General features: G+C 56.5%; 20 protein-coding genes and 2 pseudogenes. 16 read left to right on the top strand and 6 right to left on the bottom strand.

The genetic code is table 11. The features are described 5' to 3' along the window. The first annotated feature begins 62 nt into the window (after positions 1-62). The 4 genes from cysP (at position 63) to ABIE33_RS15685 (ending at position 3,873) form a co-directional block, all read left to right on the top strand. Positions 63-1,049: a thiosulfate ABC transporter substrate-binding protein CysP gene (gene cysP / locus ABIE33_RS15700; RefSeq protein ID WP_429126456.1), complete on the top strand. Its 987-nt coding sequence runs from the start codon at positions 63-65 to the stop codon at positions 1,047-1,049. Between the two features lie 90 nt (positions 1,050-1,139). Continuing rightward, entirely contained in the window at positions 1,140-1,961 is an 822-nt protein-coding gene (gene cysT / locus ABIE33_RS15695) for a sulfate ABC transporter permease subunit CysT (protein ID WP_429126454.1), read from the top strand. A gap of 2 nt (positions 1,962-1,963) precedes the next feature. Further along, positions 1,964-2,851, top strand: a complete 888-nt coding sequence (cysW, locus tag ABIE33_RS15690) for a sulfate ABC transporter permease subunit CysW (protein WP_429126452.1) — start codon at positions 1,964-1,966, stop codon at positions 2,849-2,851. Next, positions 2,848-3,873, top strand: a complete 1,026-nt coding sequence (locus tag ABIE33_RS15685) for a sulfate/molybdate ABC transporter ATP-binding protein (RefSeq protein ID WP_429126450.1) — start codon at positions 2,848-2,850, stop codon at positions 3,871-3,873. The genes cysW and ABIE33_RS15685 overlap by 4 nt, the downstream gene beginning before the upstream one ends. Positions 3,874-4,181: 308 nt before the next feature. Here ABIE33_RS15685 and ABIE33_RS15680 read toward each other — a convergent pair whose 3' ends face one another. The 4 genes and pseudogenes from ABIE33_RS15680 to ABIE33_RS15665 all read right to left on the bottom strand — a co-directional run. After that, positions 4,182-4,553, bottom strand: coding sequence for a hypothetical protein (locus ABIE33_RS15680; RefSeq protein ID WP_429126448.1), 372 nt, complete (start codon positions 4,551-4,553; stop codon positions 4,182-4,184). Beyond that, positions 4,550-4,879, bottom strand: a complete 330-nt coding sequence (locus tag ABIE33_RS15675) for a toxin-antitoxin system TumE family protein (RefSeq protein WP_429126446.1) — start codon at positions 4,877-4,879, stop codon at positions 4,550-4,552. Before ABIE33_RS15675 ends, ABIE33_RS15680 begins: the two co-directional genes overlap by 4 nt. A gap of 338 nt (positions 4,880-5,217) precedes the next feature. Then, on the bottom strand, positions 5,218-5,577 hold the full coding sequence (locus ABIE33_RS15670) for a type II toxin-antitoxin system HicB family antitoxin (RefSeq protein ID WP_429126445.1): 360 nt from the start codon (positions 5,575-5,577) through the stop codon (positions 5,218-5,220). Next, positions 5,574-5,672 (bottom strand): annotated as a pseudogene (locus ABIE33_RS15665) (type II toxin-antitoxin system HicA family toxin); the annotation flags it as partial. The pseudogene ABIE33_RS15665 and the gene ABIE33_RS15670, both read right to left, overlap by 4 nt. A gap of 124 nt (positions 5,673-5,796) precedes the next feature. Here ABIE33_RS15665 and ABIE33_RS15660 point away from each other — a divergent pair. The 12 genes from ABIE33_RS15660 to ABIE33_RS15605 all read left to right on the top strand — a co-directional run bounded on the left by ABIE33_RS15660 (position 5,797) and on the right by ABIE33_RS15605 (position 18,985). Beyond that, complete coding sequence (locus tag ABIE33_RS15660; protein ID WP_429126443.1) at positions 5,797-6,282, top strand: hypothetical protein; 486 nt, start codon at positions 5,797-5,799, stop codon at positions 6,280-6,282. Continuing rightward, positions 6,272-8,212: a glycosyltransferase family 2 protein gene (locus ABIE33_RS15655; protein ID WP_429126441.1), complete on the top strand. Its 1,941-nt coding sequence runs from the start codon at positions 6,272-6,274 to the stop codon at positions 8,210-8,212. The genes ABIE33_RS15660 and ABIE33_RS15655 overlap by 11 nt, the downstream gene beginning before the upstream one ends. Positions 8,213-8,385: 173 nt before the next feature. Continuing rightward, positions 8,386-9,345: a hypothetical protein gene (locus ABIE33_RS15650; RefSeq protein ID WP_429126439.1), complete on the top strand. Its 960-nt coding sequence runs from the start codon at positions 8,386-8,388 to the stop codon at positions 9,343-9,345. A gap of 423 nt (positions 9,346-9,768) precedes the next feature. Further along, entirely contained in the window at positions 9,769-10,329 is a 561-nt protein-coding gene (rfbC, locus tag ABIE33_RS15645; protein ID WP_429126437.1) for a dTDP-4-dehydrorhamnose 3,5-epimerase, read from the top strand. Positions 10,330-10,380: 51 nt separating this feature from the next. Further along, complete coding sequence (rfbB, locus tag ABIE33_RS15640) at positions 10,381-11,448, top strand: dTDP-glucose 4,6-dehydratase (RefSeq protein WP_429126436.1); 1,068 nt, start codon at positions 10,381-10,383, stop codon at positions 11,446-11,448. After that, complete coding sequence (gene rfbD, locus ABIE33_RS15635; RefSeq protein WP_429126434.1) at positions 11,445-12,365, top strand: dTDP-4-dehydrorhamnose reductase; 921 nt, start codon at positions 11,445-11,447, stop codon at positions 12,363-12,365. Before rfbB ends, rfbD begins: the two co-directional genes overlap by 4 nt. An 11-nt stretch (positions 12,366-12,376) precedes the next feature. Further along, positions 12,377-13,252: a glucose-1-phosphate thymidylyltransferase RfbA gene (rfbA, locus tag ABIE33_RS15630; RefSeq protein WP_429126432.1), complete on the top strand. Its 876-nt coding sequence runs from the start codon at positions 12,377-12,379 to the stop codon at positions 13,250-13,252. A 93-nt stretch (positions 13,253-13,345) separates the two neighbouring features. Then, positions 13,346-14,551 carry a glycosyltransferase family 4 protein gene (locus ABIE33_RS15625; protein WP_429126430.1) on the top strand — a complete coding sequence of 402 codons (1,206 nt, stop codon included), beginning with the start codon at positions 13,346-13,348 and terminating at the stop codon, positions 14,549-14,551. After that, the gene (locus ABIE33_RS15620) at positions 14,548-15,522 is read left to right on the top strand and encodes a glycosyltransferase family 2 protein (protein WP_429126428.1); all 975 of its coding nucleotides are present in this window, start codon (positions 14,548-14,550) and stop codon (positions 15,520-15,522) included. The genes ABIE33_RS15625 and ABIE33_RS15620 overlap by 4 nt, the downstream gene beginning before the upstream one ends. Positions 15,523-15,819: 297 nt before the next feature. Beyond that, the gene (locus ABIE33_RS15615) at positions 15,820-17,031 is read left to right on the top strand and encodes a hypothetical protein (RefSeq protein ID WP_429126426.1); all 1,212 of its coding nucleotides are present in this window, start codon (positions 15,820-15,822) and stop codon (positions 17,029-17,031) included. Between the two features lie 2 nt (positions 17,032-17,033). After that, the gene (locus ABIE33_RS15610; RefSeq protein WP_429126424.1) at positions 17,034-17,687 is read left to right on the top strand and encodes an ABC transporter ATP-binding protein; all 654 of its coding nucleotides are present in this window, start codon (positions 17,034-17,036) and stop codon (positions 17,685-17,687) included. Positions 17,688-17,716: 29 nt separating this feature from the next. Next, entirely contained in the window at positions 17,717-18,985 is a 1,269-nt protein-coding gene (locus tag ABIE33_RS15605) for a hypothetical protein (RefSeq protein ID WP_429126422.1), read from the top strand. Between the two features lie 284 nt (positions 18,986-19,269). Here ABIE33_RS15605 and tnpC read toward each other — a convergent pair. Further along, positions 19,270-20,073, bottom strand: a pseudogene (tnpC, locus tag ABIE33_RS15600) (IS66 family transposase); the annotation flags it as partial. 21 nt (positions 20,074-20,094) lie between these two features. Further along, positions 20,095-20,230: transposase domain-containing protein (locus ABIE33_RS15595; RefSeq protein ID WP_429126901.1), on the bottom strand; the 136-nt coding region annotated here is incomplete at its 5' end.

Below are 20,230 nucleotides of genomic sequence, written 5' to 3'. Positions count from 1 at the left end.
GTCTCCGATATCGGCCATTAGGGTTCATCCAACCTGCCGCCTCTATTCCACCGGAGATACCCATGAAGAAACTGCTGATCGCAGGCGCTGCCTTTGTCGCGCTCCTGAGTGGCCCGGCCCTCGCCGAAGCGCCGACCACCCTTCTCAATGCCTCCTACGATGTTGCGCGGGAAGTCTTTGCGGCTGAGAATGAGGCTTTCATCAAGGCGCACCCGGGCATCACCGTCGACCAATCGCATGCCGGCACCTCGAAGCAGGCGCGCGCGATCGTCGAAGGCCTGGAGGCTGATGTCGTGACCTTCAATCAGGTCACCGATATCGACTTCCTGGCAAAGAACGGCTTCGTCGCCGAGGGTTGGCAGAAGGAGTTTCCGAACAACGCTTCGCCCTTCTATTCCTTCCCGTCCTTCCTGGTACGCGCAGGCAACCCGAAAGGCATCAAGGATTGGGGTGATCTGGCGCGTGACGACGTGAAGGTGGTCTTCCCGAACCCGAAGACATCGGGCAATGCGCGCTACACCTATCTGGCGGCAACGGCCTATGCCAAGGAAGCCTTCAAGGACGATCCGGCCAAGGTGACCGAATTCGTCAAGAAGATCTTCGACAACGTTCCGGTTTTCGATACCGGTGGGCGTGCTGCAACCACGACCTTCGTCGAGCGCGAAATCGGCGACGTGATCATCACTTTCGAGGCTGAAACGCGTTCGATTGCCAAGCAGTACGGTACCGACAAGTTCGAAAGCGTTGTTCCTTCCGTCAGCCTGCTTGCGGAATTCCCGGTCGCCGTTGTCGACAAGGTCGCCGACAAGCGCGGCTCGCGTGAATTGGCAAAGTCCTATCTCGATTTCCTCTATACCGAAGAGGGCCAGAAGATCGCCGCTGAATATGGCCACCGCGTCCACAACGAAAAAGTGACGGCCGAATTCAAGGGTCAGTTTCCGGAGATCCGCCTGGTAACGGTCGAGGACGCCTTTGGGGGCTGGGGCAAGATCAAGGACGAACACTTCGCTGCCGGTGCTGCGCTCGACCAGATCTACGGCAATCGCTAACGAGCGATAACAAACCGAACCTTTGCCCGGCGAGTTCTGCTCGCCGGGTTCTGCCATGAATGAAAGCCGTGCCGCCGTGGAGGCGATCCCTTGAAACGCAATGTCCTGCCCGGTCTGCCTTTGTCGCTGGGCATCACCCTCTTTTATGTCGGACTAATCGTCGTGTTGCCCTTGGCGGCTCTTGTCTTCAAGGCGGCGAGTCTTGGGCCGGCTGAATACTGGGCGATCATCTCTTCCCCGCGCGCCGTCGCCAGTTACCGCGTCACCGTACTTTCAGCACTTGTCGCCACCGCCTTCAACCTCGTCTTCGGCCTGGCGCTTGCCTGGGTTCTCGTTCGCTACCGCTTTCCCGGACGTCGGATCATCGACGCGATCGTCGATCTGCCTTTCGCTTTGCCGACGGCCGTTGCCGGTGTCGCCTTGACGACGCTCTTTGCATCGAACGGCTGGTTCGGTTCACTTCTGGCGCCCCTCGGCATCAAGGTGGCCTACACACCGCTCGGCATCATGGTGGCCATGTGCTTCACCAGTCTGCCCTTCATCGTCCGCACGGTGCAGCCAGTGCTTGAAGACCTCGACCCCGCACTGGAAGAAGCCGCGCAATCGCTCGGTGGATCGGATCGCGCCATCTTCCTGCGCGTCATCCTGCCCCTGCTGATGCCGGCACTGCTTGCCGGCCTTTCACTATCCTTTGCCCGGTCGCTCGGCGAGTTCGGGGCGATCATCTTCATCGCCGGCAATCAGCCGATGGAAACTGAAATCACCGCATTGCTCGCCTTCATCCGGCTTGAGGAATACGACTACCAGGCGGCAGCTGCCATCGCCTCGGTGCTGTTGATCACCGCCTTCCTGATGCTGGCTGCCACCAATCTCCTGCAGGCGCGTGCCTTGCGCTACACCGCGAGGTCTTGACGATGACACCGACCAGACGCAGACCGCCGCGCGTCGGCGACGGGCCGATCGTTCGCCGCGTGCTGATTGGTACGACGCTGTTCTTCGGCGCCATTCTGGTGCTCGCACCGCTGATCGTGATTGCCGTCGAAGCCTTCGGGCAAGGTTTGAAGGCCTATGCGGCGACCATCGCTCATCCCGATACGCGTCACGCCATGTTCATGACGGTTGCAACCGCCTTGATCGCCGTGCCCGTCAACACCGCCTTTGGTCTCGCCGCCGCCTGGGCGATCACCAAGTTTGATTTCTGGGGAAGGCGCGCTCTTCTTGTTGTGATCGAGATCCCGTTCTCGATCTCGCCGATCGTTGCCGGCGTCGCCTACCTCTTCGTTTACGGTCTGCAAGGGCTGTTCGGTCCGATGCTGGAAGCGGCTGATATCAAGATCCTCTTCGCGTTGCCGGGGATCGTCCTTGCCTCAATGTTCGTGACAGCACCCTTCGTCGCGCGCGAGCTTATCCCGTTGATGCAGGCGCAGGGCAGGGACCTCGAAGAGGCGGCAACTTCCCTCGGGGCGTCAGGCTGGCGCACGTTCTTTTCCGTCACGCTTCCCAATGTGAAATGGGCACTGCTTTACGGCGTCGTTCTCTGCAACGCCCGTGTCATGGGTGAGTTTGGCGCAGTGTCGGTTGTCTCCGGCAATATCCGCGGTCAGACCAACACGCTGCCGCTCCATATCGAGCTGCTCTATCACGACTACCAGGCGGCCGGCGCTTTTGCTGCCGCCTCGATCCTGGCGACGCTTGCCGTCGTCACCATCATTGCCAAGGTCGCGCTCGAGCGCCGCGGTGCCGGCCGTCGGCCGGCGCTTGGCTCCGTGGCCAAAGAACAAAACGCAGGAACCCGCCCATGAAGATCCGTCTCGACCAGGTCGTAAAGACGTTCGACACGTTCCGCGCCGTGCACGGAGTCTCGCTCGACATCGAGAGCGGACAACTGGTGGCACTCCTTGGTCCTTCGGGCTCTGGCAAGACGACAATCCTGCGCATGGTGGCCGGGCTCGAATATGCCGATGGCGGCCACATCTACTTCGGCGATCAGGACGCGACCGACATCCCGGTCCGCGACCGCGGCGTCGGCTTCGTCTTTCAGCACTATGCGCTCTTTCCGCACATGACGGTCGCCGAGAACATCGCCTTCGGCATGAAGGTCTCCAAGACCAGGCGCAGCAAGCCCGAAATCGCCACGCGTGTTCTGGAACTGCTGCGGCTGGTCAGGCTCGAGGGCCTTGGCGACCGCTTTCCCGGCCAGATTTCCGGCGGCCAGCGTCAGCGCGTGGCACTTGCCCGCGCTCTGGCAGTTGATCCGAAAGTGCTACTTCTTGACGAACCCTTCGGTGCACTTGATGCCAACGTTCGCCGAGACCTGCGGCGCTGGCTTCGCGAGATCCACAATGAGCTCGGCATTACCACCCTGTTCGTGACGCACGATCAGGAGGAGGCGCTCGACCTCGCCGACCGCGTCGTCATCCTCGATCAAGGCAGGATTGTGCAGGAGGGAACGCCGGCTGAAGTGTGCCGACATCCGGGGTCGGCTTTTGTCATGCAGTTTCTAGGAGACGTGAACAAGTTTCCAGGCGTCGCACGAGACGGTTTCGTTTTTATCGGCGAGACGGCCACCGGGATTGCGTCCAGCGAAGTTGGTCCTGTTGAGGTATTCGTAAGGCCACGGGATGTGGTTTGGCAGAAGGATGGGGGAGGAATTCCGGTGGAGATCGAACGTTTCCTCCATCGGCCCGATGGATTGACCGTCGTTGCCACGACCAAAGACGCTATCCGAGTGGAGTTTGAAATCCCTGAGCAAGTTGAACCAGATCTGTCTCAGGGGGCTGGGATTATCCTTAGGAACCCGCAGGTTTTCCCGAGAGGTGTTTAAATCGGGTGCGCGTGCAAGACCTTAAAAAGCGGCGAATTAACCGGCGTCGGAGACCCGGCGCAAGTATCATGCTGAACCGATCTTCACAAAAGTGGGGAGAGACATGTCTCCTACAGAACATCGCAGTGAGATCGAGAAGAGAAGATCACCGAGTTTTGGCGATCAGCGGAGCCGGCGGCGTAGCGCAACGATAATCGGCGCGCGGCGGTGAGCGGAATTCCGGCCGTTTGTCCTTACCCAAGCGCCTGCGCGGTAAGATTAGGACAACGGCCTTAGGTCTTCACAGCCTCCCTTTCTAGGGAGGACACCTACGCCGCCGATTTTGCGGACGTCATTACCATGTCAACGTGAATGTTTCCGAAGGGGCATGTAAGTGCGCCACGTTCATTACGCTCGATTAGTCCTAGATTGACGAGCACCGCAGCGTCTTCATGCACACGCTTGACATCTCGTCCTAGCCGGCGCGCAAGTTCACGGACTCCGATCGTTCCACTCCTGAGAAGCTCGTTCAGCATCTCCCATCGACGTTCGGTAAGGTGGGAGAAAAACGCTCCGGGAGTAGCAAAATTCAGCGTCTCGCCCTGATAGGTCCCGGTGGCAAGACCCACCTTGGCCTTCTCTCCGGCGGCGCGCAGGGCCGATTTCCAATCGGTGTTCGTCGTGATGGTCAATGTCCTCATGACTGCCTCCGTTTTTCGATCTCGGACATGAAGTCCTCAATGAGTTGCTCAAGCGACGTGAACTGGTAAGGATACTCCTTGCCGTCCAGATGCATATGATCACCCTTGCCGCGCTCGTTATCGAAACCGACGACGCGCTCGTGGTTTCGAATATAGACCATGCGATACTTGAAACCGTGCGTGGTCGGGGGAACGGGTTCCGGCACCTTCCAGACGACAAACTGGATAATGCTGCCGTCTGCTTCAACGTTTTTGTGCTCGGTGATTTTTTGCGCATCCATGTTGGCTAGTATGCCAACAATCGCCGCTGTTGTCAATCTAGCCAACGCTGCGTTGTTCTATAATAGATCGCTGTCTTCCCTGTGTACCGGCAGGAGTATCATAGAAGGGCCTATGCCGAAGATGCCAGTAATGCCCCCCGGGCGACGCCCCCAACGGTGAGCACAAGAAGCAATTTCATGCTCGAACAATTTCAGAAGCTCCGTCGTTGGCGCCACTTTCATTTCTTCAAGCGCGTCATCGAATGAAGTTCGCAGGGGGCGAGGCCAGCCGTTCGTCGCGAGCCTTCGTGCACGCGCAGATCTTACGGGCGTCTACATTGTGTGCTTGGAAAGATCGCCTAATTTAATTGGTGCGGAAGGCCAATTTATCGACCACGCAACGATCACGACGCCGACAGGCGTGCCTCAGCAAAGCGGTCGGCGGCTTCTTCCAGCACCTCTTCTGCCCACTGGTTGAGACTCTTTCCCGAAAGCTCGGCAGCAAGAGCTGCTCGGCGATGGACTGCGGGAGCGACACGAAACATCATCTTCCCAGAATAGGGTCTCTGCGGCTCTCTGCTTTCTTTCCTGCAGGTCTCGAGGTAATCATCGACGGCCTCATGGAAGGCCTTCTTCAGTTCAGCGACGCTGTCACCGTGAAAGCCGATTACATCGGAGATACCTGCAATCCTGCCGAAAAACATTTCGTCCTCAGCGTCGAATTCGATGCGAGCGTGATACCCGTTGTAAGTCATGGCGTTCATGGCGTTACTCCAATCTGCATCAGGAACTCGCGAGCATCGCGCACCTGATAACGCTTTGCTTCCTTGTCCGGATGAGGTCGATGGAAGCTCGCAAGGTGACGCTTGCAGATTATGCAAGCGCAAACTCAATAACTTCGTGAATTGGATCGAGCTGAGTACGCAGAAAAGTCCTACGCACATGTGCGGCTGTCAGGGCCGGAGCGTAGCACGGCTTCGTCATTGTCCGACCAGCGCACCAGCCGCTTACCGGCGGCTTCGCAGACGGCCAGCCGAAACGAAAACCAGGAACCGCGCCACCTGCGCTTCGTGGCGGTCCCCCACGTCTTGTTGACTGCTTTTCGAGAACCTTTCGGGCCGCTTGGTGCCTATATCCGGCAAGATCTTCGGCGCTGCTTTCTCGAGATCCACGACGAGTTGGGCATGACCACCCTATTTGCATTTCACGATCAGAAGGAAGCGCCGGACCTCGCCAACCGGGTGCTCCTCGACCAAAGCCGGATTGTGGTACGCCCACAGAAGTCTGCCGCGCGCCGAGGTTGGAAGGCTGACGATCAAGTTGGCACCTGCCTGAAACAATATTGGAGGCATGGATATCCGGTTTGCGCAGATAACCGGAATTATGAGTTAAATTTCATTCAAAGCTCTGGCATAAGCGGCATACCGACTCCGGTTTCGCTGAATTGCAAGATAGAGAATGATGGCTAACGCTTCACAGGTCGAATTCAAGGTGCCGCTCAAGGCTGCGCCGGGAGCTTATGCCGACCGTCCTGTCGTTCTAACGGTTAAGGATCCAGGGCACCGTCTGGGTCTGCGCCCGCGCTTGGCGTTGCATCGTAAGGGCCGAGTACCAGCTACGGTTTTCCGCTCTTTCCTGGTGAACAGCAAAGGCCGTGGACGGTTTTATGGATGGCTGCCGGTGCAATTCGAAGGCGCAACGCTTGTCGCCGATGAGGCAACAGCGGAAATATCCGCGGACGTTACCCCGAAAATAAACGTGCGGCGGCTTTCGCTGCTCGAGATCGGGATTATCCTGGTTCTGCGACGGCCCTTGTTCATTCTTCGTATTCTTCGTCTCCTTATGGCGCGCAATGTGAAAGGCGCCACGTTTCGCTTTGCCAGGCAGGTCGACGCTTTGTCGGCGCCGAGCTATGACGAATGGATCGACGCCCAGCAGGCTGCAGAGTGTGCGGAGATGCCAGTTCCCCCGGAAGACTGGCCAACAAAACCTTTCGTGTTTGTTTCCATTGAGGACGGCACGGAAAAGGCTCTCGCCGAAACACGTGCCTCACTTAGCGCGCAGACCTGGTGCGACTATGCCGAGATGCCGGCCAGTGAGGCAGCAAGGTTCAAGAATGAGGACGAGCAGGAGACCCGACCGCAACTATGGATGCGGCTTCCCGCAGGTGTGCGTCTGGCGCCGCGTGCTTTGGAGAGGCTTGCGCAACCCTTCGCTTTCTCGTCTTCGGTGGCCGCGGTTTATAGCGACGAGGATCGTGTCAGCAAGCTTGGTCGCCGGATCGATCCGTTCTTCAAGCCGGCTTGGAATCCGCCACTTGCTTACTCCGGTTGGCTCCCATTGGACGGCGCCCTTGTCCGCTTGGCCGACCTGCCGGAGGGCTTGGACCTCGAGAATATGCCGTTGGGCGAGGTGATCGCCAAAGCTGCAAAGGGCCGCCGCGGTGCGGTCCTTCATGTGCCGCGGGTGCTCTTGCATAGAGACGCTCCATACCAACGAACGATGAGACCTGTGCGACATAAAGCGGATGCAGCTGAGGTGCCCAAGGTGAGCGTCATCATCCCGACGCGCGATCGGGCGGATCTGCTTGAGGCGTGCCTGAAGGGGCTTTTTGAAAGCACCGATGGCGTTGATCTGGATGTTATTGTCATCGACAATGACAGCAGCGATCCCGCAGCTCTGGCCCTTATGGACCGCTATGAAAAGGCTGGGCGTATCCGTCGTCTGCCGCTGCCAGGTGGGTTCAATTTTTCAAGCGCCTGCAATCTTGGTGTCGAAGCCTCGCGCCATGAACTCATCCTATTACTCAACAATGACGTCGAACCATTGCAGCCCGGATGGCTTTCGAATCTTGCTCGCGAGTTGGATGATCCGGATGTTGGCGCTACGGGCAGCCTACTGTTTTTCCCGGATGGTTACGTGCAACACGGCGGTGTAACGCTCGGGGCGGGGACGGTTGCTCGGCACAGCTTTCATTTCCTGCACCCGCGATCCGGTGAGGACAATGGCCTCCTGCGTGAACGGCGGGAGATCTCTGCGGTCACCGCGGCTTGCCTGCTGACACGCAAGAGCCTTTGGATGCAAATTGGTGGCATGGATGAGAGCAATTTGACCGTTGCGTTCAACGATGTCGACTACTGCGTCAAGGTGCGGAAGGCGGGATGCACGATTGTCTGGACACCTGATAGCGCCATGCTGCACAGGGAATCGGTCTCTCGAGGTGCGGACAATACACCTGAAAAGCTGCGCCGCTTCGCGCGCGAGGAACAGACTGTGTATCAGCGGTGGGGCGATATCTTGCGGAATGATCCGTATCACAACCCCAATCTCTCCCTGATCGCGGAGGATTTTGTTCTCGAGGCTCGCCCGCGCGATCTATCTCCGAGGTCATCAGGTTGACGGATCTCAGAGAACGAGTTGCCCTATGGATCGAGCGCAAGCTGCCGCGACCGCAACTGAGGCCCGGAGCGACCGGTCGCCCACGTGGGCCTGTCAAACGAATCATTGTCTTTGGGCGCATGCCGAACCCGACCTTCGACTATTACTTCGCGGCACGGCTCGAGGCGCCCGGCATGCCCCCGTCTGAGGCCGTCGACATCAGGCATGGCAATCTTGCAGACCTTGATGCAGAGGGCGCCTTCATCATCATCTGTCGCTATGCGTCACCCGACGTGCTGACTTGGCTGGATGCCAATGCCGACCGATTGTCCGGTGTGGGGCTCTTTCTCGACGATGACATACCGGCGGTAGTAACGGGCCGAGATGCGAGTCTGCGCTATCGCCTGGTTCTGTGTTTTCGAGCACTGTGGCCGCTGCGCCGCCTCAGTCGCCATCTCGATATTGTCTGGGCCTCGACACCGCATTTGGCTTCGACATTGCAGTTGGAGGACGTTCAGGTGTTGCCTCCAGCGCCTCCCGAGAGATTGTGGAGGCCGCGATCGAACAAGTATGGTTCTTTGGAGCCGATATCAGACCGAGTCGTAATCGCTTATCACGCGACAGGCGTTCACCTCGAAGAACATCGTTTTCTGCGTCCGATCATTGAGGAAATCTTAGAGAAACGGCCGCAGGTAGACTTTGAAGTTTTCGCTGACGAGCGCGCAGAACCCCTTTGGAGAAATCTTCAAAGAGTCACAATCCGGAGGCCGCTGCCATGGCAGGAGTATGTCGAAGACGCCGAGAACCGTAGTATAGATATTTTGCTTGTTCCGTTGGCGCCGTCTCGTGTCAATGACAGCCGAGCCCCGACGAAGCGCATCGACGTATCCAGATATGGCGCGGCAGGACTGTTTTCGGAGGGGCAAGTATTTGGATCCCCGATTACCGGCGGTGAGGTTAAGGTTCGGAATATGAGGGATGACTGGCTATGCGCTTTATTGCATTTGATTGAGCAAAAGCACTTGCGCGTTGCAGCTGCGGCGGCGACGCATCGTGCAGTCGCGGAAATGAGCGACTGCGTCGCTCGAAATGACGTCTTTCAATCAACTTTCGCTTTGTATCGAACAGATGTATTCGGGGTGGGTCAGCGGTGAACGAAAGGACCTAGGTTCCAAGCAAGTTCGGCGAGGAAGCGGCCGTTGGACGCTTCAATGAAGGCCCTATCAGTCGGCTTGTCTCGGCGTGGACACGAACTCCGTCCCCTAATCGATGCGGATCGTCTTCGGCGCTATCTGCTGCCAACGCCGGTCGAGGTACTGTCCGTGTTTGCGCGGCAGCGAGAATTCCTGCTTGAGCAGAGCCTTGGTGACGATTGCCGAAATGCTGGCCGGGCTCGCGATCGGGACGGCGTTCGATGCTGCGACTGCTACCGGCCCAGAAAGTTTGTTCGTGGCGCTTTGCGTATCAAAAGCGCCATCGGCGTCGTTTATTCAGCAAATCCGAGTCACACTGATGGAACACTTTACAGTTGATGACTTAGTCGCTAGGCAGAGGCCTTCCTATTGGAGGAGGGCACAATGCTATTTAAGAGATTGTCTATCTCTGACGTGCTTTTGATTGAGCCGAAGAAGTTTGGTGATTCTCGTGGCTACTTCATGGAGACATTCCGCGCGAGCCTCTTCGAGGCTGAGGTGGGTGATTTTAGGTTTGTTCAGGACAATCGGTCGGTTTCTGCCGAGGTCGGCACGGTGCGCGGATTGCATTTCCAGCTCAATCCGTTTGCCCAGGGCAAGTTGGTTTCTTGCGCAACCGGCGCATTGCTGGATGTGGCGGTCGATATCCGAACGGGCTCGCCGACCTATGGTAAACATGTAGCCGTGGAACTCACGCCCGATAACGGCAAGCAGCTCTGGGTGCCACCGGGCTTTGCACATGGTTTCTGTACTCTGCTGCCGGATACTACGATCAGTTACAAGGTGACTAACTATTACAGCGCCGAGCATGATCGCGGTCTGCTGTGGAACGATCCGGCGATCGGGATCGACTGGCCGGTCACAGCCGACAAGGCGCACCTTTCCGCCAAGGACGAGAACCAGCCGAAACTCGCTGATTTACAGGCGAATTTCGTTTTTGCGTGAGCGGCCGCAGTTGCCGCCAAGATTAATGAATTGAACGGAGATTGGGACGTAATGCGAGTCGTTGTTACGGGTGGTGCAGGGTTTATTGGGTCGGCTGTCGTGAGGCATCTCGTCCTGGATAAGGGCTATGAGGTTCTCAATATCGACAAACTGACCTATGCCGGCACGGAGACGTCGGTAAAGGTGGTCGGCAACCACCCCGGATATCGGTTCCTGAAAGCCGATATCTGTGATCGCAAGGCGATCTCGAACGCGTTGGCGAGCTTTAAGCCCGACCGTATCATGCATCTGGCGGCCGAAAGCCACGTAGATCGGTCGATCACCGGCGCCAAAGATTTCGTCGACACAAATGTGATAGGCGCCTTCACTATGCTGGAATGCGCCCGCCAGTATTGGTTGACGCTGGACGCCCAGGAGAAAGAGGCGTTTCGGTTCCTGCATGTCTCGACCGATGAGGTTTATGGTTCGCTTGGCGACGAAGGACTGTTTACCGAAGTGACGCCTTATGACCCGAGTTCGCCCTATTCGGCTTCGAAGGCCGCATCCGATCACTTGGCCAAGGCCTGGGCACGCACCTACGGGCTGCCGGTGGTGGTATCGAACTGCTCCAACAATTACGGACCGCATCATTTCCCCGAGAAACTAATCCCGTTGATGATTCTCAACGCACTCGACGGAAAGCCGTTGCCGGTCTATGGCAATGGCGCAAACATACGCGACTGGCTTTACGTCGAGGATCACGCCCGGGCGCTCGACATCATTGCCGAGCGAGGCCGGATCGGTGAGACCTACAACGTCGGTGGACGCAATGAACGTCGCAACATCGACGTGGTGACTCGCATCTGCGAATTGATGGACAGCTTGCGCCCTAAGCCTGAATCCCATTCCAGTCTGATCACCTATGTCACGGACCGCCCGGGACACGACGCCCGCTATGCGATCGACGCGAGCAAGCTCGAGAAAGAGCTGGGCTGGACGGCGCGGGAGAACTTCGACACCGGCATCGAGAAGACTGTGCGCTGGTATTTGGAGAACGAATGGTGGTGGGCTCCGCTCCGAAGGGGGTATGACGGCGATCGCCTTGGGCTGCTTGATGCCGACAAGAAAGCAAGCGCATGACCGCTGTGCACACGAGTACCGACCGCCAGCGCATGGTGGTGACCGGGCGGGAAGGACAGGTCGTTCGGTCTCTGCTCGAACGTGGTGAAACGGACGGGCGCTTCGAGATTGTTGCTCTGGGGCGGCCGGAGCTCGACCTTTCCATGCCGGAGACGGTCGAGGCGGCATTGCGTCAGACCAAACCGAATGTGATCGTCTCGGCGGCTGCCTACACGGCCGTCGATAAGGCTGAAAGCGACGAAGAGGCCGCGACGGTCATCAACGGGATTGCTCCAGGTAAAATTGCTGAGGTTGCGGCTGCACTTGGTGTTCCGGTCATTCATCTTTCGACCGACTATGTTTTCGACGGCAGTAAATCCTCACCCTATCTGGAAAGCGATCCGGTTGCGCCGATCGGCGCTTACGGACGCTCGAAGCTAGCGGGCGAACAAGCGGTCGCTGCCGCGGCCACCAATCATGCGATCCTGCGCACCGCTTGGGTCTACAGCCCCTTCGGCAAGAATTTCCTGAAGACGATGTTGACGCTCGCCGAAACCCGCGACCACTTAAATGTGGTCGATGACCAGATCGGCAACCCGACTTCGTCACTCGATATCGCCGACGCCGTTCTCACCGTTGCCGCCAATCTCCTCGCGAGTAACGATCGGGCTCTGCGTGGCACTTTCCACATGACAGGAGCAGGTGAGGCGAGCTGGGCCGATTTTGCCGTTGAGATCTTCGCTCGGTCCGCCCAGGTCAACGGTGTCACGGCTGAGATCGGTCGCATTCTGTCGAGCGCCTATCCGACACCGGCAAAACGTCCGGCCAATTCGCGCCTCGACTGCAGCCTTCTTGAAGCCCGGCACGGCGCAAAACTTCCCGACTGGAGACAGTCTACTGCAAACATCGTCGAGCGACTTGCTCGAGTTAAGTACTAGGGGCAATACTCATGAAGGGCATTATTCTTGCCGGCGGCAGCGGCACCCGGCTTCATCCTATGACTAAGGTCGTTTCGAAGCAATTGATGCCGATCTATGACAAGCCAATGATCTTTTATCCTCTGTCGACACTGATGCTCGCCGGCATCCGTGAGATTCTGATTATCTCGACGCCCACTGACATTCCGCAATTCGAGCGCCTGCTCGGTGACGGTTCGCAATGGGGCATCAGCGTCAGCTACGCGGTCCAGCAATCGCCGGACGGTCTGGCTCAGGCCTACATTATCGGCGCGCATTTCATTGGCGACAGCCCATCATGCTTGGTCCTTGGCGACAACATCTTCTACGGCCACGGCATTACTGATCTGCTGACGAATGCCATCAGCCGGCCCAAGGGGGCGACCGTCTTTGCCTACCACGTCAACGATCCCGAGCGTTACGGCGTCGTCGAATTCGACAAAGGTAATCGGGCAATCTCCATCGACGAAAAGCCGACAAAGCCACGCTCCCGTTGGGCCGTCACGGGGCTTTATTTCTACGACAAGGACGTCGTCGAGATCGCCGCCAAGCTCAAACCTTCGCCGCGCGGCGAGCTTGAGATCACCGACGTCAATCGCGCCTATCTGGAACGCGGTGAATTGCAGGTCGAACAGATGGGCCGCGGTTACGCCTGGTTCGACACGGGGACGCCCGACAGCCTTTTAGAAGCTTCCGAGTTCGTCGCGACGCTCGAACGACGTCAGGGCTTCAAGATCTCCTGCCCCGAGGAAATCGCATTCCACATGGGCTTCATCGACCGAGACGGCCTCATCAGCCTGGCAGACGCCTATGGCAAAAGCGCGTACGGAAAATATCTCAGGGAAAAGGTATTGGCGGAGACATTCTAGAATCACCGCGGTTTTGGTAGGGGTGCAGCTCGTGTATTTAGAGGACAAAAAAGGTTTCCTTTACACGCATCGGAAAACAGAAGGCCACATCAGTTGAAAGTACCTCGCATTGCACGGAAGTTTTGGCGTTGGCTAACTCCCAGCCGGCCAAGGAAGACTCCGTTCGAGAACCGGGTCGATCACCTGAAAACCTACACATTCTACGAGCCGTCGGGAGGGCGCCCGCCTATCGACAGCATGGATCCAAAACGCCTGCGCATTACGTGGGTAATTCCGGATTTCGTGCCGGGCGCGGGTGGGCATATGACGATATTCCGGATAGCTAGTTATCTCGAACGATTCGGGCATAACGTAGAGTTTCTCGTCCAGAACCCGGAGGTCAACAAGACCGAGGCGGAAACGCGGGAGATGATCAACACGCATTTTCAGCCTTTTGCAGGGAATGTCAGGCTCTTCAGAGGATTTACTCCTGACGCGACCGGTGATGCTTTGATTGCTACAGATCGCTTCACTTGTTATCCCGTCAACGCAATGGGGCGTTTCACCAGGAAGTTCTATTTCGTTCAAGACTTTGAGCCGGCTTTCTATCCAGCAGGCACTGAAGCGCTTTTGACCGAAGAAACCTACAATTTCAATTTCGATTGCCTTTGCGCCGGAGACTGGCTTCACAAAAAGATGTCGGAAGACTTTGGGCGCTGGTCGATGTCGTGGCCATTGGCCCCTGATACAACAATCTACAGCTTGGCCTCTGCTCCAATAGCGAGACAGCCGGCGCGCATCGCTCTTTACGCGCGTTATGTTACCCCCCGTCGTGCGGTCGAGCTTGCCTTCATGGCGTTGGAGATCCTTCATCGGCGCGGTGTCCACTTCGAAGTGGATTTCTTTGGATGGAAGCTCGGCGAACTTGATGTGCCTTTCGCTTACCGTGATCGCGGCATTTTGACGGGCGGCGAACTTGCCGAGCTTTATCGTGAAGCGACGATTGGCGTCGTTTTCTCGGCAACCAATCATTCGCTGGTCAACAAGGAAATGATGGCTTGCGGCCTTCCTGTGATCGATCTCGATCTCGATACTGTGCGCTCGATCTTCCCGAGAGAGGTTATGGCTTTTGCCAAACCGACTCCCGAAGGCATCGCCGACTCGATGGAGCAACTCCTGTTGAACCCGCAGGAATGCGAGCGGCTGCGAAAATGCGCATTGTCTTACGTCCAGGATTTTGACTGGGAAAAAACTGCTCGCATGGTGGAGGCCGCCATCAGGGAACGCGTCAAATTAGCCGTTGAGGGGAGCATTCATTGAAGGCGACGTATCGTTGCGCCGTAGTTATCCCAGCGAAAAACGCCATGCGCTTTTTGCCAAAGGTGCTCGATAAGGTACTTGGTCAGCGTACTCCCTGGCCTTTCGAGGTCATCGTCATTGATTCCGGATCCAAGGACGGAACGATCGAATATCTTCGCAAACTGAAGGGAATTCGGCTGGTCGAAATCGCGTCAAACGAATTTGGTCATGGCCGGACCCGCAATCTTGGTGTTCAACTGGCCGACGCAGAGTTCGTTGCGTTTCTTACGCATGACGCAGAGCCTTTCGACGAGAACTGGCTGGCAAATCTGGTGATGGTCGCTGAACAGGATCCCGCAATCGCCGGAGTTTTCGGCCGTCATATCGCTTACCCGACAGCGTCACCATTTACCAAAAACGATATGGATCGTCATTTCGAAGGTTTCCTCGCCCATCCTCTGATCGTCTCTCGAGATCTGGATCGCGTCAGATATGAGTCCGATGAGGGGTGGCGGCAGTTTCTGCATTTTTACTCCGACAATAATTCGCTGATGCGGAAGTCTGTCTGGGAGACGCTCCCTTATCCTGACGTAGAGTTTGCCGAAGACCAAATATGGGCGAGAAACATCATAGAACTGGGCTATCGCAAGGCCTATGCTCCAGATGCCGTTGTGTTTCATTCCCACGATTATGGTTTTGCTGAGCAACTAAGGCGTGCGTTCGATGAGTCACGAAACTTTACGGAATATTTCGGGTACAAGCTGTCGCCCAGTCCACTTAAATCCGTCAAGAATGCCGTCGAGTTTGCGATTCAGGCCTTCCGGCAGGAACTTGACGGGCGCTATGGCAGAGTGACGTTGGCACACCGCCTTAAGAGGGCGGGACAGCGTGCCGCGCTTGTTGCAGGCCATTGCCTCGGCACAAACCATAAGCGATTGCCGTACTTCGTCTCGTCCCGGCTTTCGCTGGATCAGAGGCTTTTCAAATCTTGAGTGCGAGAGCTGTTTTGCTAATCGCACGCTGCGGCCCCGTACATCTCGTTTGACACGTCAATTTCGTGCTACACCCATATCTGTTTGGCAGCGCCGTTTCGTTAAACTGCTGTTCGCCGAGCCATCATTGCGCCATATGGATGTTCATACCGGGGGAATGTAGAGTTGCGTAGACGCGGCATAGCATGTCGCTGGGTGAAAGCTGGTCGGATCAGCAGCAGCGTTGGCAAGGTGCCGAAACCAGAGGCATTTGGCCCCGTGGTGTCATTGGCTAGCTAGTTTGAGTGAGAATGAACGATGAGCCTTGAAATAGGTCATGATTCTTCAGATCGTCCCGGTCGAGCCATCGACGTCGGCAAGGCTGTCAGGCTTTCCGAAAAGGGGATGCTGGCGCGTCTCTTTGGATTGTTTTTCACAAAGCGAAATTCATTTCTCGTCTTCGTTCTGATTCCCAGCATTGTGGCCGCAGTGTATTATTCGCTGATTGCAAGCGGTCAATATGTCGCCGAAATGCGTATGATCGTGCGGACCATCGGCGTTAGCGAACGGTTCGATGCGTCGGAAAAGCGCGAAGGGCGGTCTATGATCGGCGGTGATTCGCTGACGCAAGACTCCTACATTGTGGCTAATTATCTGAAATCGCCGGAAATTGTGAAAAAGCTGGATGCAGAGTTGGGCTTGCGGGAGTTCTTTTCCCGGAATGACATCGATTGGCTTTCGCGACTGCCTAAGGATGCCACCTTCGAAGCGTTTTTTCGATATTGGGTCCGACAGGTTGACACGTACGTAGATGGGCCTTCCGGGATCATCATCTTCACCGTCCGGGCATTTGCTCCCGAGGATTCCGTTCGCATCGCGCACGCCGGATTGGCTGCTGCGAATGGAATGATCGACAAGATCTCGGAGAAAGCAAAGAGGGATCTGGTCGCCCGTGTTGATGGCGATGTGAATGCAAGCCTAGAGAGTTATCGCGTGGCGCTTGATGATTTGCGCGATTACCAGAACAAGACGGGCATTCTTGATCCCTTGTCGTCCGCCAAAATGTTGAGCGAGATCATTGGAAAACTGACCGCGCAAAAGCTGCAGTTGATGGTGAGCCTGAAGTCACTGGAGGCCGCGAATGCAGATAACACGGCTCGCGGACGAGAACTTCGGCGTTCAATTGACGCGATTGATGAGCAGATAGCTCTCCGTCAGAACAGCATGGCCGGCACGAACACTGATGACAACACGCAGTTGTCCGGCAGTCTGACCGAGTTTTCTCGTCTCGAAACAAGACGGATCGTGGCTCAGGCAATCTACGAAGCCAATGTCCGAAACCTCGACACAGCAAAATCCACCGCGCTTAAGCGGACGACATTCATGTCGATCTTTTCGAGCTCGAACCTGCCGGAAGAATCCGAATATCCAAATCGCTTATCGAGCTGGATTATCCTGACAATAGGGTTGCTCACACTTTGGATGACGGCAACGCTTATCTGGATGTCCGTCGAGGACCATCGGGTTTAGAAATGATCACGTTAGACAATGTCACCAAGTATTACAAGACGACGGCTCACCGGCGCTACATCCTGCGCAACCAGTCCATGCACTTTGCCTCCGGACGATCATACGGCCTACTTGGGGTGAACGGCGCGGGAAAATCGACGACGATGCGGCTCATCGCCGGAGCGGAACTTCCCAATAGCGGACGTGTCCGGCGGGCAGTTCGCGTATCCTGGCCGCTGGGGTTCGCCAATGGTTTGAACCCCATGTTGAGCGGCAAGGAAAACCTCAAGTTCGTTGCGCGCGCTTATGGCGAAGACTTCCACCGCGTACTGCGTTTCGTCGCCGAGTTTGCGGAGATCGGCAGCTACCTGAACGAGCCGCTGAGAACCTATTCGTCCGGGATGGGCGCCCGATTTGCCTTCGGCTTATCAATGGCAATCGAGTTCGATTGTTATCTGGTGGACGAGATTACCGCGGTTGGCGATTCGAACTTCCAGCGGCGCTGTCGTGAGGCGTTCCGGGCGCGGCGCCAAAAATCGGATGTCATCATCATCTCCCATGATATGGAAACGATCAAAGACTATTGCGATGTCGCCATAGTGCTGATCGACGGACATATGGTACAATTCGATAACGTTGAAGATGGTATTGCCACCTATATGCGTCTCAATCGCTAGCAGCAGGGCGGGAAATTTTGTCGGACATTATGGTAAAAGACGACAGCCGTTTGATGCAGACCAAACCGCTAACCCCGGTGGAACGCAGTCACAAAATGGCGGCAGCGCTGAGTTCGTACGCACGTGCGTTGACCTTCGAGAACCGAAGCCGGCGTAATCTTTATCGTCTTGCTGGCTTGGCGCCGCGCACGCGTGATCGTGTGTTCTCGATCATGATGATGGTCACTATCGGCATCACTTTCGTCCTGCCGATGATAGGCAGTATCGGTTATTATACGCTCCTGGCCAGCCCCGGCTATGTCTCGCAGGTGCGTTTTATCGTCCGGTCATCCACTCCGTTTCTGTCGCGCGACAGGTATTCCAGCAATACTGTCGAGCCCAAGGAGAAGATCGTTCAGGATACAGCGATCCTTCTCAACTATCTGGAAAGTCCAGCCATTATCCAGGACATGCAGAAGCATGTCGATCTTCACTATCTATTCGGTGGGCCAGATATCGACTTTCTGTCGCGCCTGCCAAATGACGCCACCCAAGATGACATGCTGAAATATTGGAAAAAGCATGCTTACACCAATGTGAATCCCAAGAGCGGAATCGTCGAACTTGAGATAACGGCGTACTCGCCGCAGCAAGCACATGATCTCGTACAACTCGTGCTGCGACTTTCCGAGGAACAGGTCAACAAGCTGAGCGCGGGCATGTGGGAGGACCTGCGTGCATCGACACAGAGAGATGTTGACGAGGCGACACGAGAAGTTGCAGACCTCAGAGGCAAGTTTCGGGAGACGCAAAACCAGACCGGCGTTTTCGATGTCGAGTTGTCAGCCCAACGGATTGATGCTGTTCTGACAACAGTAGAATCCAACATCGCCGATCTGAGGGCGCGACGGCAGGCTCTGGGTGAGGCCTTGGTAAGCAATGCTCCGCAAGTGGCCGATCTGGAAAGGCGCATTGCTGCGGCGGAGGTGGAAGCCCAAAACCTAAGGGCTCAAATCACCGGTACAACCGGACAGGGCGATTCAAACCTGGCTGGATACTCATCATTATTTGACAGATTGAAGCTCGACTTGTCGCTCGCTGAAAACCGACTGACTGCAGCAATCAAAGATCTTGAAAAAGTCAAATTGGTCAGTTCGCTGCAATTGACCTATGTGGACAATTTCGTCGAGCCAACGATGTCGGATAGCAATAAATACCCAAATATCGGGCTTTCTCTGTTTCTCAGTCTTCTTACGTGCCTTGCAGCCTGCGGTGTCACCTGCGGGAGCCTGATGATGATCCGGAACAAACTGGACTGAGCAGCACTGATTGCGTCGCAAACAGGAAAGAAGCGTTCGCTTCTTCCCGTTCACCCATGCCGGATATCGCGACGATTGACTCCCGATAATTACGTCAGGTCATAATCCGATAAAGAAAAGAGTTAACTATTTGATGCTAGGAATGTCGGTGGCCTGCTTTCTCGGCTGGCTGTGTCCGACCTCATATAGACTGGATTGATCGAAGGTAAGCGCGATTTTCCCCGCACGTTGACGCCTGCGACACCCATGGATCGCCTTCGGATTGGTAACGGTATCCGGCTTGGTTATGCGTTGGACGTTTTGGGGAAGTTGAACGGAAACAGGTCGTCGAGTTCAGCATCGACAGCGCGTTGAGGTAATTCCGTAAGAGCGTTGCGCAACCAGGCTAATGGGTCGATGCCACAGGCCCGGCAAGTCAGCATCAGGCTATAGATAACGGCGCTGGCCTTGGCTCCGTCGACGCTATCGCTGAACAACCACGATTTTCTTCCGGTGGCAAAAACTCTGATATCACGTTCGAGAATGTTGTTGTCGATCGGCATTCTGCCATCGCTGGTGTAGCGCGTCAGATGATCCCATTGGTTCAGGGTGTAGGACACGGCGTCGCCGAGTTTGGTATCCGGCGCGACTTTCGGCGCGATGTCGTCGAGCCACGACTTTAGGGCATTCAGGACAGGCAAACTGTGATGTTGGCGGAAGCGGCGAATGCAGTCGGCCTGCGTTTCACCGGCGTCAGGCTTCTTGTCTCGCGCCTGCCTTTCGATCCGGTAGAGCTGTTCGAAGAACCTGAGCGCCTGTTCCGGCGGTCCGCCACCTTTCTTTCTGGTTTTAAGGGCTTCGACGAAGCGTCGCCTTGAGTGGGCCATGCATCCAACATGGGTCGCGCCATCCAATGTGCGCCAGGCGGTGTAGCCATCACTCATCAGTATGCCGCGGTAGTTACCGAGGAAAGCCTGCGGGTGTATCTGGCCGCGGCCCGGCTGATAATCGAGCAGCACGATTGGTTGGTCACTGTCCTCGCCGCTGCGATAAGCCCACATATACGATGTGCTGGTGGCTTCCTTGTCCTTTTCCTTCAGGACTTGAACGTAAGCGGTGACGTGAGGCCGTTACTTCTTGAAGTTCCAGGGCATCAGAGCGTCGAGATCGCTTGATGGCCAACCTGCGGCGATACGCTCAAGCGTCTGCGTCAGCCAGGCCAGCGGATCAACTTCGTTCATCTTGGCGGACTGGATGAGCGTAGAG

This window comes from Ensifer sp. 4252 (assembly GCF_050434565.1).
Lineage (GTDB): Bacteria > Pseudomonadota > Alphaproteobacteria > Rhizobiales > Rhizobiaceae > Ensifer.
This window is presented reverse-complemented; position numbering and strand designations above follow the sequence as displayed.